We start from the raw sequence: 13538 nt of genomic DNA on the forward strand, positions 1-13538 counted from the left end.
TTCCGTTTATTTCTTGGCCTTGGCGTCTTTAGGCGCATCCGCGGGCGCATCATCGACCTTGCCGTTGTTCGTGACGCATTTGCTGAAATAATCGCGCCGCTCCTTGGCTGTCCCTGCGCTGCCGGCAGCGGGATTGCCGATTTGCTTTGGAGGAAAGGCCTTGGCCAAAGCTGCGTCGCATGCACGCGCTACTTCTACAGTGACGGCCGACGCCGTTACTGGCGCGCCAATAGCCAAAACAAATGCCAATCCCATAGACCTTTGCAAATTTCTGGAGATCACCTGGCTCGCTCCTTCAATCCGTCCGAGAACGCTGGACGGGACCATATCAAAACCGGCAGAAGAGCCAAACGGCAAAGCGGCGCCCGAATTGTCCCGTGGCAAAGCTGTTCAGCGAGAGATTATGCTTTTCGGACCGAGATTTCCATCGTGCCCAAACCTGCTGCGTTTAGCAGACGGAAGGGTGCCGAGCCAAACCCTCGATCCTAGCTATTGAGCTGCGGCGGCTTCAGGTTCGGAAAGCGCGTGAGCATCGCGGTCCTGATAAACCTCAGATGAGCGATGGTGTTTGCCAATTCCTTGAGCCGCCGCTGGCCGTTGGAGATGTCGGCGGCAAAGAGATCTTGATGATGACTGTCGATCGGCTCCCGTTCGAGATATTCATCGGTGCCGTTTCCGAAAGTGACGGATGCACGCGCGAGTGCGTCATCAACACGTCGTCCGAGGCCGACCTGCTCCCTCTCCGCATCGCGCAATGCCGTATCGATCGCGACCATGACGGCATCGATTCGAACGCGGTCCGTCTCCGCATCGCGCTCGATGGTACGGGCCTTGAAGCCTTTGTCCTCACGGCGGGAGCTGAGAAAATTGTGTGCGCGCGCTCTCAGGAACAGCTGAAACATTTGGGCCATCCCACGTTCGAGATTTGGACCGCTAACATCGGTCAGACATAGTTAACAAAGCTTGAATCTTGTGGCTGCTCCGCCTGGCTTTGTACGATCCACGCCCGCCAGGCTCCTTCGTGTTTCGAATAAAGCTCAAGCCATCGAGCTTCGTGCGCCGCGGCGGCCCCATCGCCCGGACCGATTTGAACCGTCTCTCCCGATGTGATGTCCAGCGCTTCGAACTCCGCCGTTTCCGGAAGCGACAGCCCTATCAGCACCCGCTTCCCTTGCGCATCAACGAAATACCTGCGGGGCGCGTTGTGCCTTTCAGTCATTCGAATGAGCCTCGTCCATGATCCAAGGACCTGGAAGATCTTTCAGGTGTCGATCATAGGCGCGAACGAAAACCATCAAAATAACGATGCAAATTATCGCGCCTAGCAATGCAATCAGATACGTCATTTACGCCTACCCTAACGCGGGGCCACGGAAAAATCGGGGCGGCTAAGCTTCCGCCGTGAATCGAGATGTTCTAGGTGGCATTGGCTAGGCTCTCAAGAATTGCGACAAGTTAACCTAACCGCACATGGTTATTTCGATAATGCTACAGAGATCGCTCGGCAAACAGGCCAGGCGCGAAATACCATCATTAGGAGGGCGACCGACTTCGTCCCGCCCCTGTTGCGGGAGTATAGGGCGCATAGAGACGATATCTTGCCGATCGCTTGCGTGAGCGCCACGCCCTCGCACCATAGCCGCAAGCAAAACCGCCCGCGAAGATCGAACCCAAAATCACAATTGCCAACATTTGAACGTCCCATTTTTTCGGCGCGTTCCTCCCATTGCATTTCATCTTGTCGTTGTGACGACTTCAAGATCGGCACCGCTGAAAGTTTTGCCAGGCGATGACGAAATTTGTGCAAGGAGCTGATTGAAGTTTGGTCGTTGCCGGACAGCCGCGGGCCGGGGAATGACAAAACGTCTCACTGATTGAAGTTGGATCCGGCCGGATGTTAATCGGGGTTCACGCAGTCCATGCAGCCTTCAGAACCGGCGCCCGACAATTCGGCTTCCAGCCATTCAAAGCGCGGTAACGGCCGCCGCTGATCAGCATTGACACCTCCGTGATAGTACGGAGCGACAAAGCCGGATTAGACGCGTTAAGGTTGAGCGGTTAGCTTAATCCGCGTTGTTTGTTGCGAATTCTCACTAATCACTTATCCCATCGTCTCACCGGGCTCCCCCAAGCTCGGCCCCACCCAAGCAAAGCCGTCGAGCGACATAGGTCCGCTTGGCGGCTTTGTCCTTGTCGCGACGAGAGGATGATTTCGGTTATGGCGCGCAAGCCCTGGTCGTTCAAGGAAGACCGCCGGCTGATGGAGTTGGCTAAGTCTTCGGCTTCATTGGAGGAGGCGGCGAAACAGCTCGGACGATCGCCCGATGCGATCAAGCGCATGGCCCTGCGCCTTGGTCTTTCGTTGAAAACGAAGGCGAGAAAAAAGGCCTAAGCGAGCGTGCGGCGGCGTTCCGCCAACGACGTCATGATGGCCGCGGGCGCGCGATCGCCGGTTCTGACGAAGAACGAATGCGTCGTGTTGCCGATCGGAGTAGAGCAAGGACCTCAAGGCAAGGTGAGGTCGCCGTCCGCCCCGAAGGCTCGACTCCGGCTACATGAAATAGATGCGCTCTAGCCCGGTTCGCCAGGGAACCGAACCAGCGCGCTCGCGTTGACTCCAACTTCATCGCGAGGTCTGGCCGTGGCCCATCTTGCCATTTCCGTCATTCTGGTCTGGTTGGCTATCAATATCGCCTTCGTGGTCTTGCGCTTGCGAGCCACCCGGCCACAGCATGGTGGCAGCCCTCGGCAGGCTTCCATCGCGCCCTACAATCCCGCACCCGCTTCGCTCCGCCATCGAATGGGCCGCCAGAACTTGGGAGCGGAAGGTTAAGTAGCATTTTCGATAGGGTCCCCCGGTCCGGGGGCAGACGGGTCCCTCGCCTGCCCACCCCCAAAGGCCGGTTCCACATACCTCGCCCGCGCATTAAACCCTATCTTAGCGCGTCCTGATTAGGATCGGCCGACGCTTCCCTCTGTTCCGCCGGGCCGAATGAGATTGCAGCGACCGACTTTCGTATTTGCGGCGTTCGTGCTCGCGAGCGCGGCCGCGTTCGGCGTGGCTGGCCACTTTGCGGCAACTTCGTTCATTCGGTACCAGCAGGCCCACCAGCTCGACGAATTGACCGAGGTGGTTCTGCGTCGCGCCGAATTTGCGGTCGACTTTGCCGGCGCGAGCCTGGGCGAACTCGCGCGGCGCGATCTTGCCGATTGTGGGCCCGCGACGCTGCAGGCGATCCGGCTCCACGTCTACCAACGTTCCGCAATCAAGGATGTGCGCCTCGTCAACCCGGATGGCTCGGTGATCTGTTCGGCCTATTCCGAAACGCTGGAATTCGACAAGGGATGGATCGACCGCCGCGATATGCTTCCCTCGCACGACAAGAACCTTTCGCTCTTCCGTGTCGAGCAATTCGGCGGCGATGCTCTGGGCGTGCTCAAAGACATCAACGGCAATGCCGCATTGGTCGCCATTCTTGGCGTCAACGCCAGCCTGTTCGACATCATGCCCGCCGAGTTGCGCGCCCACAGCGAAGTGATCCTCGCGTTGAGCAACGGCGAGAAACTTGGCGAATTCCTGCTCGATCCCGACAAAGCCTTGCAGGCCCCGATCGATCTCGACAAAAATTCAGCTCGATTCCCACTCCATGCGACCATTCGCCTCGAACGCGGCATCCTCTCGACGTGGAACAACGAGGCTTACTGGCCGACGCTGGCCGTAGCATTTGCAATCGGCGCCCTTTTCGGCGGGCTTTTCGCGCGGAGCCGCCGCATGGAAGGGCCCGTCGCCGATCTCGACCGCGGGCTGGCCGCGAACGAATTCAAGCCGTACTACCAGCCCATCTTCGAGCTCAAGACCGGTCGGATCAAAGGCTGCGAGGTGTTGGCTCGGTGGCTCCTCAAAGACGGATCGGTCGTGCCTCCGATGAACTTCATCCCGCTCGCGGAATCCAGCGGCCGCATCCAGGTCATGACCTGGCAGATCCTGCGATCAGCGCTGTCGGATCTGCAGCCGCTGTTGAAAGCGAACAAGGATTTTAAGCTCTCCCTCAACGTCGTACCAAAGCATCTCTTGAGTGCGGGCTTCATTGAAACGCTCCGCCGCACGGTCATGGCGGCGCAAGTCTCCGCGCGCCAGATCGTCATCGAGGTGACCGAGCGCGACGAGCTCGACGACCTCGCACGCGCCGCAGCCGTGGTCAGCGAATTGCGGGACTGCGGGTTTCGCGTCGCCATCGATGACGTCGGCGTCGGTCATAGCGGGCTATCCCGGCTCAAGGGCCTGGGCGCCAATACAATCAAGATCGACAAATTTTTCGTCGACACGATCACCGTGGACGCATCGACTGCCACGATCGTGGAGATGCTGGTCGCACTTGCGAAGGACCTCCAAATGACGGTGGTCGCGGAAGGCATCGAGACGGAGGAGCAGGTCCGGGCGCTTATTTCATCCGGCGTAGAGGAGGGGCAGGGCTATCTGGTCTCCGCCCCACTGCCCTTCCCTCGATTCAACGAGTTGGTCGAGTCACGCTGCTTGGCGCAGAGCGCTAAATTGCCGACCGACGCGGCGTTGGTGGCCTGAAAGGATTGAGCCGTTAACCCGGGACGGCAAACGCGCCGCGCCGCGCCCCTTGCTCAATCAGCCTTAACGATACTCTCATCTTTCAACGCGGCCTGGCTCCGGTCCGGCTATGGTCGTTCAATGCGCCGCAACCACCTTATCGCAGCCGCAGGCGTCTGCTTCGCGCTCATCGTCTATGCCACGCTTGCGAGACTGGCGGGGAGACCCGTGCTTATTGGCCATCACGACGCTTATTGGGTCGTCGTGATCGAGCGCTTCAGCGCCTACGGGTTGCTGGGATTTCTCTTGTCCTTCCTGTTGCCCGGTCGGCTCACCCTCGCATGCTCGCTTGTCGTGGCGGTCGCAATGGGGCTGGAAATTCTGCAAGCGATGACGCCCGATCGTGATCCGGGTTTCCTGGACGTGCTGCAAAAAGCAGCAGGCGGGACCGTCGGGGTCCTCCTCGCTCAAACAATCCTGGCCTTCTTACCGAGGCCGCCCTCCTGAGCAGATGCATGGCCTGCACGTCTGCATCGGGGAAGTGACCGTCCTTATTTTATCATTTGTCCGCGTAGTTCACCGCCCGGGTTCGCGGCCGTATGAATGTTGGCATACCATTTCCCAGCCAGCAGGTCCGCAGCCTGAGCTTCGGTGAGCGTTGCGCTCCCCTGAATCGGGCTTTGGACCGTCTTGAACGGCAGCACGATGCCGGCGTTCTTGCCGGCCTCCACGGGGCCATGGAAATGTGCCCCCATGGCTGGCCCGGTCAAGCCGGCGAAGCTGACTGTGTAGGTCAGGGTTTTCGCCTCCGTATCGTAGGTCGCCTCGGCCTTGCCTGTTCCAGGCGAGTTGTTCGGAGGCACTTCATTGCTGCCTTTTAAATCGGCCTGCAACTTCACGAGCTCTGCATTTGCCGTTGCGGCTGTCATGATGATCAGCGCACCCAGCATCGCCGCTGCCAACAGTGTCGCGTAGCCTCGATCGCTGTCGTTCCTCATGGCATCCTCCTTCAGGCTCTACGGCCCGCTGCGGTTAGACCCCGGCCAGCAATGAAGATTCCGGATGGAGATTTATGCCTGATTCGGAACAACTATCGCGAGAATCTCGGCTCCTTGTACCCGGAGCCTGATGGATTGCGTGCGGGAGCTAAGCCGAGCGGCGCCGGCCCAGGAACTGGTTCGGCGTCAGGAGTTCTGCCATCTGCCGATGGGTGGCCTGGAGCGTCTCGATGGCGCCGTCCAGATCAAAATCGGCGTCCCGGACAGAGGCGAAATATTTGGCCGTCAGCGCCAGATCGAGCTTGACGCGGGTTGCGCCGTCGCGGCTTTTGCGGCGGTCAAGTGACAAATGCATGGCCCGCATTCGTGCCTCGGCAGACGTGCAGCCGCTAAGCTCGGCGAGTTCGTCATAGGTCATCCAGATCTGTGCCATGTTTCAGTCACTCCTTTACTCGGCATCAGCTTAATTTTGGTTCTTAAAGCTTCGGTTGCCGCGATGCGCGCGCCCACCGTTTCGCAGCGATAGGGTCAATGCGAGCTAAACGAAGAAGGACGATCGTGCCGAGCCGCCGGTGGGTTGCATACAGCGAAGATCAATCTATGCTCACCAGATCGATCAACTATTGAACTGAGGCAATCGCATTGGGACAGGTCACTTCGGAAGCCCTCTCCTTGATTGATGTCGTCTCCCGTGGCGCCACGCGGCATGTCCTCGCCTTCCGCAAACGTCCCGCATGGCTGACGCTTGCGGTGCTCGTGCCGGGTGCCGATTTGGTGCTGGCCGCGGACGCATGGATGATCGTTGATTTCACCTCGAGGTAAGCAGACATGACCGACCGACCGACTGTCCTCGTTACGGGAGGCGCGGGCTATATCGGCTCGCATGCCTGTCGCGCCCTGACCGCCGCCGGCTATCAGCCCGTCGTTTATGACAATCTGTCGACAGGTCATCGCGGCTTCGTCGCCGGCCCGCTGGTAACAGGCGATCTGCTCGACGGCGCCACGCTGGCGCGCGCCTTCGCCGAGCACAAAATCACGGCGGTCATGCATTTCGCGGCGGCGAGTCTCGTCGGCGAGTCCATGACCGACCCGCAAAAGTACTACATCAACAATGTGCAGGGCACGCTGTCGCTATTGCAGGCGATGCGCAATGCGGGCTGCCATCGTATCGTGTTCTCCTCGACCGGCGCCGTCTACGGCAATGCCGATTCCAAGGAACTGCCGGAAGACTTCCCCTGCGCGCCGATCAACCCCTATGGCGCATCGAAGTGGATGATCGAGCGCATGCTCGCCGATTACCGCGCCGCTTACGGCTTCGGCGCGTTCTGCCTGCGCTATTTCAATGCCAGCGGCGCCGATCCTGCCGGCGGCATCGGCGAATTGCGTGACAATGAAACCCATCTCATTCCGCGCGCCATGATGGCATTACAGGGCCATGTCGATTTTGCCGTGTTCGGTCAGGACTACGACACGCCCGATGGCACCGCGATCCGCGACTACATCCACGTCACCGACCTCGCCGCAGCGCATGTCGCGGCGCTGAAGCTGCTGGAACAAGGGCATGCCGGCGGCAGCTTCAATCTAGGCACCGGCTCCGGCTTTTCGGTACGGGAGATCCTGACCGCCATCAGGCAGGAGACCGGGCGCGAGGTGCCCCACACCGTCAAACCGCGCCGCGCCGGCGATCCCACCTATCTGGTCGCCGATCCCTCCGCAGCGCGAAAAGCGCTGAATTTCGTGCCGCGATATTCGGATCTGCCGACTGTAATCCGCACCGCCTGGGCCTGGCACCAGAGGGCTCATCCGCTTAAGCAGCCCTGACAACATCCTCGAAGTCGATCAGGCGGGATAAGACGTGGCCTTATGGTCTATTCCGTTCTGAGCCGAGCGATCCCGGCGCAAACGGATGGCGCGATCGCGAACGGCCGTCGAGCCCCTTGGGCAGCTTGTCGGCGTTGAGCTTCACGACCGCACCTCGGGCGTCAACGGCCGGCACCTCGTCCTGGCTGTAGATGAGCGTCGCCTCGAAGGTCACATCGGGGGCCTGCTCGGCCGTTCCGGAACAGGTCGCCATCGCACCGCTGCACACGCCCGCGAGCTTGACCTCGACCTCGTCGAGCCCGAACACGGTCGGCGGCCCCTCGGCATGACGCCGCGTGGTCAGAACCGCCGTGAAGCGCTGCTCGTCAATTCGGTAAGAGCCTCCATAAGTGAAGAAGCTGTCGCTGCCGGAGATTCGTCCCTCCGCCAGATGCACGACGCCCGTGCCCTGACCGCGCGGGGTCCTGAACCAGGCCGCATATTTGCCGTCTCTCAGCATGAAAACATCCACCGTAAAACTCCAACGTATTTGCAACCAACTCTGGGGCGCGACAATGACCCGCGCGGGGAGCATTCCGCCACGGTTAACGCCCTGCAAAATCAACCCGTCAATTTGACGCCGAGGCGCAGCGACGCGGGCGCACGCTTCCCGTGCGGCGGGCAAGAAAGCTGGAGCTGGACCTCGTTGCATACCGCGCTAAAAACGATCGGCGTGCCGACCTCGTTTGGCAGCACGCATATAACCGCTATCAACTCCAGCCAGTTCGTGACAGCTAGCCTGTCACGCTGGGAGGAAGTGGTCGAGATCGCCGCCGGTCAGCAGGCGACGCCGTATCAGAAAACCGAGGCTACGCTCGCGCCCATCATAGATATGGAGAGTGCAGCGGAGAGCCACCCGGTTGAGGCCGTCCCAGCCGAATGAAATTATCCATCCAGCTTGCCGGCGCACTGTCTTCTCGAGTCGCCGGCTTGAACCTCTTCCTGATAGAGTGCACCAATATCAAAGAGTGATTCCGGTCACACTTGCCTGGGCGTTTCGCTGCTAAGCATCGGGCCTGGATGGGGACCGGCAAATATTGGTCGAACTGGATGAGAATTGCCATGAAAAGCCTGATCGGCGCTGTTGTCGGCACATGCTGTCTTGCTGCTCCGGCTTTGGCGGAGAGCCCGACCGCCATCGTCGAGGACGTGCAAGGCAAGGTCGACGGTGTCGCGTTCATGGATTATGTGGTGCCGGGCAAGATCATCAAGCTGGGGCCCAAGGCAACCATTACGCTCAGCTATCTCAAATCGTGCCAGCGCGAGACCATCAGCGAAGGCGTCGTCATGGTCGGCACCGAGCAGAGCACCGTGCAACTCGGCGAGGTCAAGCGGGAAAAGGTCCCCTGCGATACCAACGCGGCAAAACTGTCGGAGCGCGAGGCGAACCAGAGTGCCGCGACGACCTTCCGCACCATGCGGTCGGACGCCAAGGGCAGCGCTCCGGCCAAGCTGCCGACGCTCTACGGTGTCGCGCCGTTGGTGCAGGCCAAGAGCGGCAGCACCCTGGTGATCGAGCGCACCGATGGCAAGGAGCCCACGATCAGCGTGCCGCTCACGAGCGAGACCATGGTCGGAGGCAAGTTCTATGACTTCGCCAAGGCCGGGAAGTCGCTGACGCCGGGCGGCAGCTATCTCGCCATCCTCGGCACCAAGCGTTACGCCTTCCAGGTCGATCCCAGCGCCACGTCGTCGCCGACGCCGATCGTGGGACGCCTGCTGCGGCTCGAATAGGCAGCTAGCGACGGGGCGATGCGGCGGATCGGCAGACGGGACATCGTTGCAGCGATCCTGATTGCGCTTCTTGCAGGCGCCGTCGTCACGTCTCCGCCGTTCCAGACGCTGCAGGGCCTGTCGCTCGACGTCCTCACGGCACTGCGCGGCAAGCTCGTCGGCGACCACCGCGATCCCGCGACATCACCGGTCGTCGTCGTGGCCATCGACGGCGAGACCTACGACACTCCGCCGTTCCAGGGGTCGCCGACGCTGACCTGGACGCGCGAGATCGGCCGGGTGCTCGGCAGCATTGCCGACGGCGGCGCCAAGGTGATCGGTTTCGATGTCATCTTTCCGAGCTCGATCGAGCGGTCGGAGATTCCCTTTGGCGATGCGCCGCTTGGCGCGCGACTGAAGGGATTCGACCGAGACTATCTCATCGCCTTGCGGAAACTCTCTAGTGACGGCAAGCTGGTGCTGGGCGAGGTCCTCAGCAGCGATCATCCGGACCGCGCACAGCAATTGGCTGTGGGGAATAACGTCCGCGGCCTCAACGTCTATACCGACACCGACCATGTAATCCGGCGAATGCCGCTGAGTTTTCCTGTCGGCGACATGCCAGCTTCCGCAATGGCCGTCGAACTCGCCACCCGCGCGCTCGGCGCAAAACCGCAGACCGCGCCTTCTGGCGTGACTGCTTTGTCCGGCTATACGATCCCGAGCGCGGTGCCGAACACGCTAACGCTCAATTTCCGAGGGCTCGGCCGCGACGTGCCGACATATTCGTTCGCAGACCTGCACGCCTGCGTCGAGAAGAACGACCGCGACTTCTTCCGCCGCGCCTTCGGTGGCAAGATTGTGGTGCTCGGCACGATCCTCAATGTCGATGACCGCAAGATCACCTCGATGCGTCTTTCCGGCGGCTATGACGGAACGCCGGCCGCAAGATGCGCCCTGCCTGCACCGGCAACCACCGAACAAAAAGCCCGCAGCGACATCGCCGGTGTCTTCGTGCATGCCAACGCGGTGCGAAATCTGATCGAACGCGATGCGGTGACCGAGCTCGGCTTTCCACTGCGGAGCATTCTCACCATCGTGTTCGCAGCGATCGTGGCCTGCGCGGCCTGCGTGCTCGCACCGGGTGGCGCACTGATCGCATGGTTCGGCCTCACCGCTGTATACGCCGCTGTGGCTGTCGGTGCATTCGTCCATGCCTTGGCGCTGCCGCTGACGGAGCCGGCACTCGCAAGCCTTGCCGCGCTCGCGATGATGATCGGCTACCGTTTCGTGCTGGCCGATCGCGACGAGCGTTTCCTGCGCAGGAGCTTTGCGTTCTATCTCGCCCCCGAAGTGATCGACACCATGGTTGCCTCCGGCAAGATGCCGGCGCTCGGCGGCGAAATGCGCAACGTCACCATGTTCTTCTCCGACCTGAGTGGCTTCTCCTCCATCGCCGAGACGATGACGCCGGGCGAACTGGTGACGCTGATGAACGAATATCTGTCGGCCATGACCGACATCATCGAGAGCCATGGCGGCTATGTCGACAAATATATCGGCGATTCCATTGTCGCCATGTTCGGCGCGCCCGCCGACGATCCCGCGCATGCGCGCCACGCCGTCCATGCCGCGCTGAAATGTCACGCAAAGCTGGCGGAGCTCAACGCCGGCAGCGCCGCTTTCGCCCGCCGCGGCCTGTCGCACCGCATCGGGCTCAACAGCGGCGAGGCTGTCGTCGGCAATATCGGCTCCCGCCGCCGCTTCAACTACACCGTGATGAGCGACACCGTGAACGTCGCCTCGCGGCTCGAAGGCGCCAACAAATATTATGGCACCGCAATCATGGCTTCAGAAACGACTGTCGCGCAGACAGGCAATACTTTCACCTGGCGCGAGCTCGACGCCATCAAAGTGATAGGACGCGGCGAGGCGATCAAGGTGTTCGAGCCCCTCGCGGAGAAGGGCACGGAGAGTGCCGGGCAGACGAAGGTTGCCGCCGCGTATGCGGAAGGGCTGGCGTGCTGGCGGGCAAGGGAGTTTGCGAAGGCGGCTGATGCGTTCGGGCGAATGGCGGAAATGGATCCGGCGTCAGCGCTTTTTGGCAAGCGCGCGACTGCGCTCGCTACAAATCCACCGGGGTCGGATTGGACGCCGGTGAACATCCTAGAAGGAAAGTAGCGCAGCGTCCCACCGCTTTTCGGGTCCACTCCCCGCTAGAACGGCAACCCCACGTAATTCTCCGCCAGCAGACGCTGCGCCGTCTCGGACGACAGCAGATACTCCAGCTCCGTCTGCTGAAGCCTCTCTTCATACTCGGAACGGTCGGGGAAGCGATGCAGCAGCATCGTCATCCACCACGAAAAGCGTTGCGCCTTCCAGATCCGCGCCAGCGCCTTGGCGGAATAGCCCTGGAGCCCGGAATCATCGCCGTTCTGATAATGCGCGAGCATGGCGTGGTAGAGATAATAGATGTCGGAGCCGGCGCTGTTCAGCCCGCGCGCGCCGGTCGGCGGCACGATGTGGGCGGCATCGCCGGCGAGAAACAGGCGACCGTAGCTCATCGGCTCGGCGACGAAGCTGCGCAACGGCGCGATGCTCTTCTCGATGGACGACCCCGTGATCAGGCGGTCGCCGACCTCGTGCGGCAAACGGCGCTTCAGCTCGGTCCAGAACGCATCGTCGCTCCAGTCCTCCACCTTGTCGGTGAGCGGCACCTGGACGTAGTAGCGGCTCAGCACTTGCGACCGCAAGGAACACAGCGCGAAGCCGCGCTCGTGCTTCACATAGATCAGCTCCGGCGACACCGGTTTCGTGCGCGACAGCACGCCGAGCCAACCGAACGGATAGATCTTCTCGTATTCCCGCAGCACGTCCTTCGGGATCGACTTCCTGCTGACGCCGTGAAAGCCGTCAGCGCCGACGATATAGTCGCAATCGACTCGGACGGTTTCGGCATTCGAACGATAGGTCACGTACGGCTGGTCCGAGGTCAGGTCATGCGGCGTCACGTCCTCGGCATTGTGCACGACGTTGCCGCCAAAGCGATCGCGCGCCTCGTAGAGGTCGCGCGTCAGCTCGGTCTGGCCGTAGACCAGCACCGAATTGCCGCCGGAATGCTTGTGGAGGTCGATCTGGGAGAGCACCCCGTCATGGGCGATCTCGAATCCCTTGTGGATCTCGCCCTCGCGGTCCATCCGCTCGCCGCACTGTGCCTCGCGCATCAGCCTGGCGAAGCCGTGCTCGAGCACGCCGGCGCGGATCCGGGCAAGCACGTGGTCGCGGCTGTACTTTTCCAGCACGACCGTGTCGATGCCCTTGAGGTGCAGGAGCTGGGACAACAGCAGCCCGGACGGCCCGCCGCCGATGATACAGACCTGGACTTTCATTTTTGCGTCCTCCTCGGCACTTTCTTGCAGATTCAGCGCCGCTGACGGATGGAGGCTTTCGTCTTTGTCTTGTACTATTCGAACATGAGAAACCCAGCCCCCGCCCCGGCAATCCGGGTCTACAATTTGTTCGGCGAATCCGGTGATCTGCCCGATGTCGTGCATTGCGAGACGATAGCGTCGCGCTCGGTGCTGCACGATTGGACGCTCGCCGTGCACCGCCATGCCCGGCTGCACCAGGTGCTGCTGATCGAGCGCGGCGGCGGCGAAGCGACGCTCGACGGGCGCGTGGTGCAGCTGAAGCCGATGCAAATCGTCAACGTGCCCGTCGGCCACGTCCACGGCTTCCGTTTCGTGCCTGATACCCAGGGCTGGGTGCTGACCATCGCCGCGGAAATATTGGACGAAGCGCTGCTCGCCTCCGAAGGGCTGCGAGGTGCCTTGTCGCGCTCGGCCGTGATACGCGGCACGCCGCAGATTCGGACCACCATGAAGCAGATCTTTGCCGAACACGCCGCGCGCGATTTCGGCCGAGCGCATGTGCTGCGTGCACTTTCGGCGGCCATGATCGGGCTGGTGGCCCGCGCGCTCACCGGCGAGAGCGGTGGCAACGGCACGGCTGAAAGCGGACTATTCCGCCGCTTCGAGGCGCTGCTGGAACAGCATCATCTGGAACGCTGGAGCGTTGCGGACTATGCGGGTGCGCTGTCGATCACGCCGACCCATCTCAACCGTGTGACCCGGGCAGCAACCGGCGACACCGCCTCGCACCTGATCCTCAACCGGCTGATCCGCGAGGCGCGGCGCAACCTCGTCTACACCAATTTACCGGTCTCGACGATCGCCTATGCGCTTGGCTTCGAGGACCCCGCCTATTTCAGCCGGGTCTACGCCGCCGCCACGGGCGTGTCACCGCGGGCCTTTCGTGCCCAGCTTCATGGCGATGAAGGCTGACACACCGGCCGATCGATCAGCCGCGCCTGTGGTCGAAGGCCACGCTGGGAACCGCAATGGCCT

Annotated in this window: 16 protein-coding genes; 9 read left to right on the top strand and 7 right to left on the bottom strand. The window is 61.6% G+C overall.

All coding sequences use genetic code 11. The features are described 5' to 3' along the window. Positions 1 to 6 precede the first annotated feature (6 nt). The 3 genes from IVB07_RS29930 to IVB07_RS29940 form a co-directional block, all read right to left on the bottom strand. Entirely contained in the window at positions 7 to 282 is a 276-nt protein-coding gene (locus IVB07_RS29930) for a hypothetical protein (protein ID WP_083926416.1), read from the bottom strand. A gap of 203 nt (positions 283 to 485) precedes the next feature. Next, on the bottom strand, positions 486 to 902 hold the full coding sequence (locus IVB07_RS29935; protein ID WP_018456120.1) for a hypothetical protein: 417 nt from the start codon (positions 900 to 902) through the stop codon (positions 486 to 488). Positions 903 to 943: 41 nt separating this feature from the next. Next, a complete protein-coding gene (locus IVB07_RS29940) occupies positions 944 to 1219 on the bottom strand; it encodes a hypothetical protein (protein WP_018456121.1) in 276 nt (91 codons plus the stop codon). A gap of 999 nt (positions 1220 to 2218) precedes the next feature. Here IVB07_RS29940 and IVB07_RS29945 point away from each other — a divergent pair. From IVB07_RS29945 to IVB07_RS29955, 3 genes are all read left to right on the top strand, one after another. Further along, positions 2219 to 2392, top strand: a complete 174-nt coding sequence (locus tag IVB07_RS29945; protein WP_162847250.1) for a hypothetical protein — start codon at positions 2219 to 2221, stop codon at positions 2390 to 2392. Between the two features lie 600 nt (positions 2393 to 2992). After that, entirely contained in the window at positions 2993 to 4582 is a 1590-nt protein-coding gene (locus IVB07_RS29950) for an EAL domain-containing protein (protein ID WP_085384364.1), read from the top strand. Positions 4583 to 4702: 120 nt separating this feature from the next. Further along, positions 4703 to 5068, top strand: coding sequence for a VanZ family protein (locus tag IVB07_RS29955; protein WP_204513754.1), 366 nt, complete (start codon positions 4703 to 4705; stop codon positions 5066 to 5068). A gap of 44 nt (positions 5069 to 5112) precedes the next feature. Here the strand turns inward: IVB07_RS29955 and IVB07_RS29960 are convergent, their stop codons facing one another. After that, positions 5113 to 5511, bottom strand: coding sequence for a CHRD domain-containing protein (locus IVB07_RS29960; RefSeq protein ID WP_039799634.1), 399 nt, complete (start codon positions 5509 to 5511; stop codon positions 5113 to 5115). A gap of 196 nt (positions 5512 to 5707) precedes the next feature. Then, entirely contained in the window at positions 5708 to 5992 is a 285-nt protein-coding gene (locus tag IVB07_RS29965) for a hypothetical protein (protein ID WP_247397747.1), read from the bottom strand. Between the two features lie 239 nt (positions 5993 to 6231). On the opposite strand from IVB07_RS29965, the gene IVB07_RS29970 reads away from it, so the two are divergent. Continuing rightward, the gene (locus IVB07_RS29970; RefSeq protein WP_240543981.1) at positions 6232 to 6381 is read left to right on the top strand and encodes a hypothetical protein; all 150 of its coding nucleotides are present in this window, start codon (positions 6232 to 6234) and stop codon (positions 6379 to 6381) included. A gap of 6 nt (positions 6382 to 6387) precedes the next feature. Continuing rightward, positions 6388 to 7380 carry a UDP-glucose 4-epimerase GalE gene (gene galE / locus IVB07_RS29975; RefSeq protein ID WP_018456129.1) on the top strand — a complete coding sequence of 331 codons (993 nt, stop codon included), beginning with the start codon at positions 6388 to 6390 and terminating at the stop codon, positions 7378 to 7380. A 40-nt stretch (positions 7381 to 7420) separates the two neighbouring features. On the opposite strand, the gene IVB07_RS29980 is transcribed toward galE, so the two are convergent. After that, positions 7421 to 7879, bottom strand: coding sequence for a hypothetical protein (locus tag IVB07_RS29980; protein WP_018456130.1), 459 nt, complete (start codon positions 7877 to 7879; stop codon positions 7421 to 7423). Between the two features lie 186 nt (positions 7880 to 8065). On the opposite strand from IVB07_RS29980, the gene IVB07_RS29985 reads away from it, so the two are divergent. The 3 genes from IVB07_RS29985 (at position 8066) to IVB07_RS29995 (ending at position 11313) form a co-directional block, all read left to right on the top strand. Further along, positions 8066 to 8302: a hypothetical protein gene (locus IVB07_RS29985; RefSeq protein WP_245288431.1), complete on the top strand. Its 237-nt coding sequence runs from the start codon at positions 8066 to 8068 to the stop codon at positions 8300 to 8302. Positions 8303 to 8481: 179 nt separating this feature from the next. Beyond that, the gene (locus tag IVB07_RS29990; protein ID WP_026233092.1) at positions 8482 to 9153 is read left to right on the top strand and encodes a hypothetical protein; all 672 of its coding nucleotides are present in this window, start codon (positions 8482 to 8484) and stop codon (positions 9151 to 9153) included. An 18-nt stretch (positions 9154 to 9171) separates the two neighbouring features. After that, entirely contained in the window at positions 9172 to 11313 is a 2142-nt protein-coding gene (locus tag IVB07_RS29995; RefSeq protein WP_247363723.1) for an adenylate/guanylate cyclase domain-containing protein, read from the top strand. A 35-nt stretch (positions 11314 to 11348) separates the two neighbouring features. On the opposite strand, the gene pobA is transcribed toward IVB07_RS29995, so the two are convergent. Next, positions 11349 to 12521, bottom strand: a complete 1173-nt coding sequence (gene pobA, locus IVB07_RS30000; protein ID WP_018456134.1) for a 4-hydroxybenzoate 3-monooxygenase — start codon at positions 12519 to 12521, stop codon at positions 11349 to 11351. Positions 12522 to 12569: 48 nt separating this feature from the next. Between pobA and IVB07_RS30005 the strand changes: the two genes are divergently transcribed. Further along, positions 12570 to 13475: a helix-turn-helix domain-containing protein gene (locus IVB07_RS30005; protein ID WP_018456135.1), complete on the top strand. Its 906-nt coding sequence runs from the start codon at positions 12570 to 12572 to the stop codon at positions 13473 to 13475. Positions 13476 to 13538: the final 63 nt, after the last annotated feature.

This window comes from Bradyrhizobium sp. 172, from assembly GCF_023101065.1.
Taxonomy (GTDB): Bacteria; Pseudomonadota; Alphaproteobacteria; order Rhizobiales; family Xanthobacteraceae; genus Bradyrhizobium; species Bradyrhizobium canariense_D.

Coding starts and splice junctions, on each gene's coding strand:
- IVB07_RS29940 (WP_018456121.1), bottom strand. CDS start 1,219: ATGACTGAAAGGCACAACGCGCCCCGCAGGTATTTCGTTGATGCGCAA.
- IVB07_RS29990 (WP_026233092.1), top strand. CDS start 8,482: ATGAAAAGCCTGATCGGCGCTGTTGTCGGCACATGCTGTCTTGCTGCT.
- IVB07_RS29965 (WP_247397747.1), bottom strand. CDS start 5,992: ATGGCACAGATCTGGATGACCTATGACGAACTCGCCGAGCTTAGCGGC.
- IVB07_RS29960 (WP_039799634.1), bottom strand. CDS start 5,511: ATGCTGGGTGCGCTGATCATCATGACAGCCGCAACGGCAAATGCAGAG.
- IVB07_RS29955 (WP_204513754.1), top strand. CDS start 4,703: ATGCGCCGCAACCACCTTATCGCAGCCGCAGGCGTCTGCTTCGCGCTC.
- IVB07_RS29945 (WP_162847250.1), top strand. CDS start 2,219: ATGGCGCGCAAGCCCTGGTCGTTCAAGGAAGACCGCCGGCTGATGGAG.
- IVB07_RS29980 (WP_018456130.1), bottom strand. CDS start 7,879: ATGCTGAGAGACGGCAAATATGCGGCCTGGTTCAGGACCCCGCGCGGT.
- pobA (WP_018456134.1), bottom strand. CDS start 12,521: ATGAAAGTCCAGGTCTGTATCATCGGCGGCGGGCCGTCCGGGCTGCTG.
- IVB07_RS30005 (WP_018456135.1), top strand. CDS start 12,570: ATGGAGGCTTTCGTCTTTGTCTTGTACTATTCGAACATGAGAAACCCA.
- IVB07_RS29950 (WP_085384364.1), top strand. CDS start 2,993: ATGAGATTGCAGCGACCGACTTTCGTATTTGCGGCGTTCGTGCTCGCG.
- IVB07_RS29935 (WP_018456120.1), bottom strand. CDS start 902: ATGTTTCAGCTGTTCCTGAGAGCGCGCGCACACAATTTTCTCAGCTCC.
- IVB07_RS29995 (WP_247363723.1), top strand. CDS start 9,172: ATGCGGCGGATCGGCAGACGGGACATCGTTGCAGCGATCCTGATTGCG.
- galE (WP_018456129.1), top strand. CDS start 6,388: ATGACCGACCGACCGACTGTCCTCGTTACGGGAGGCGCGGGCTATATC.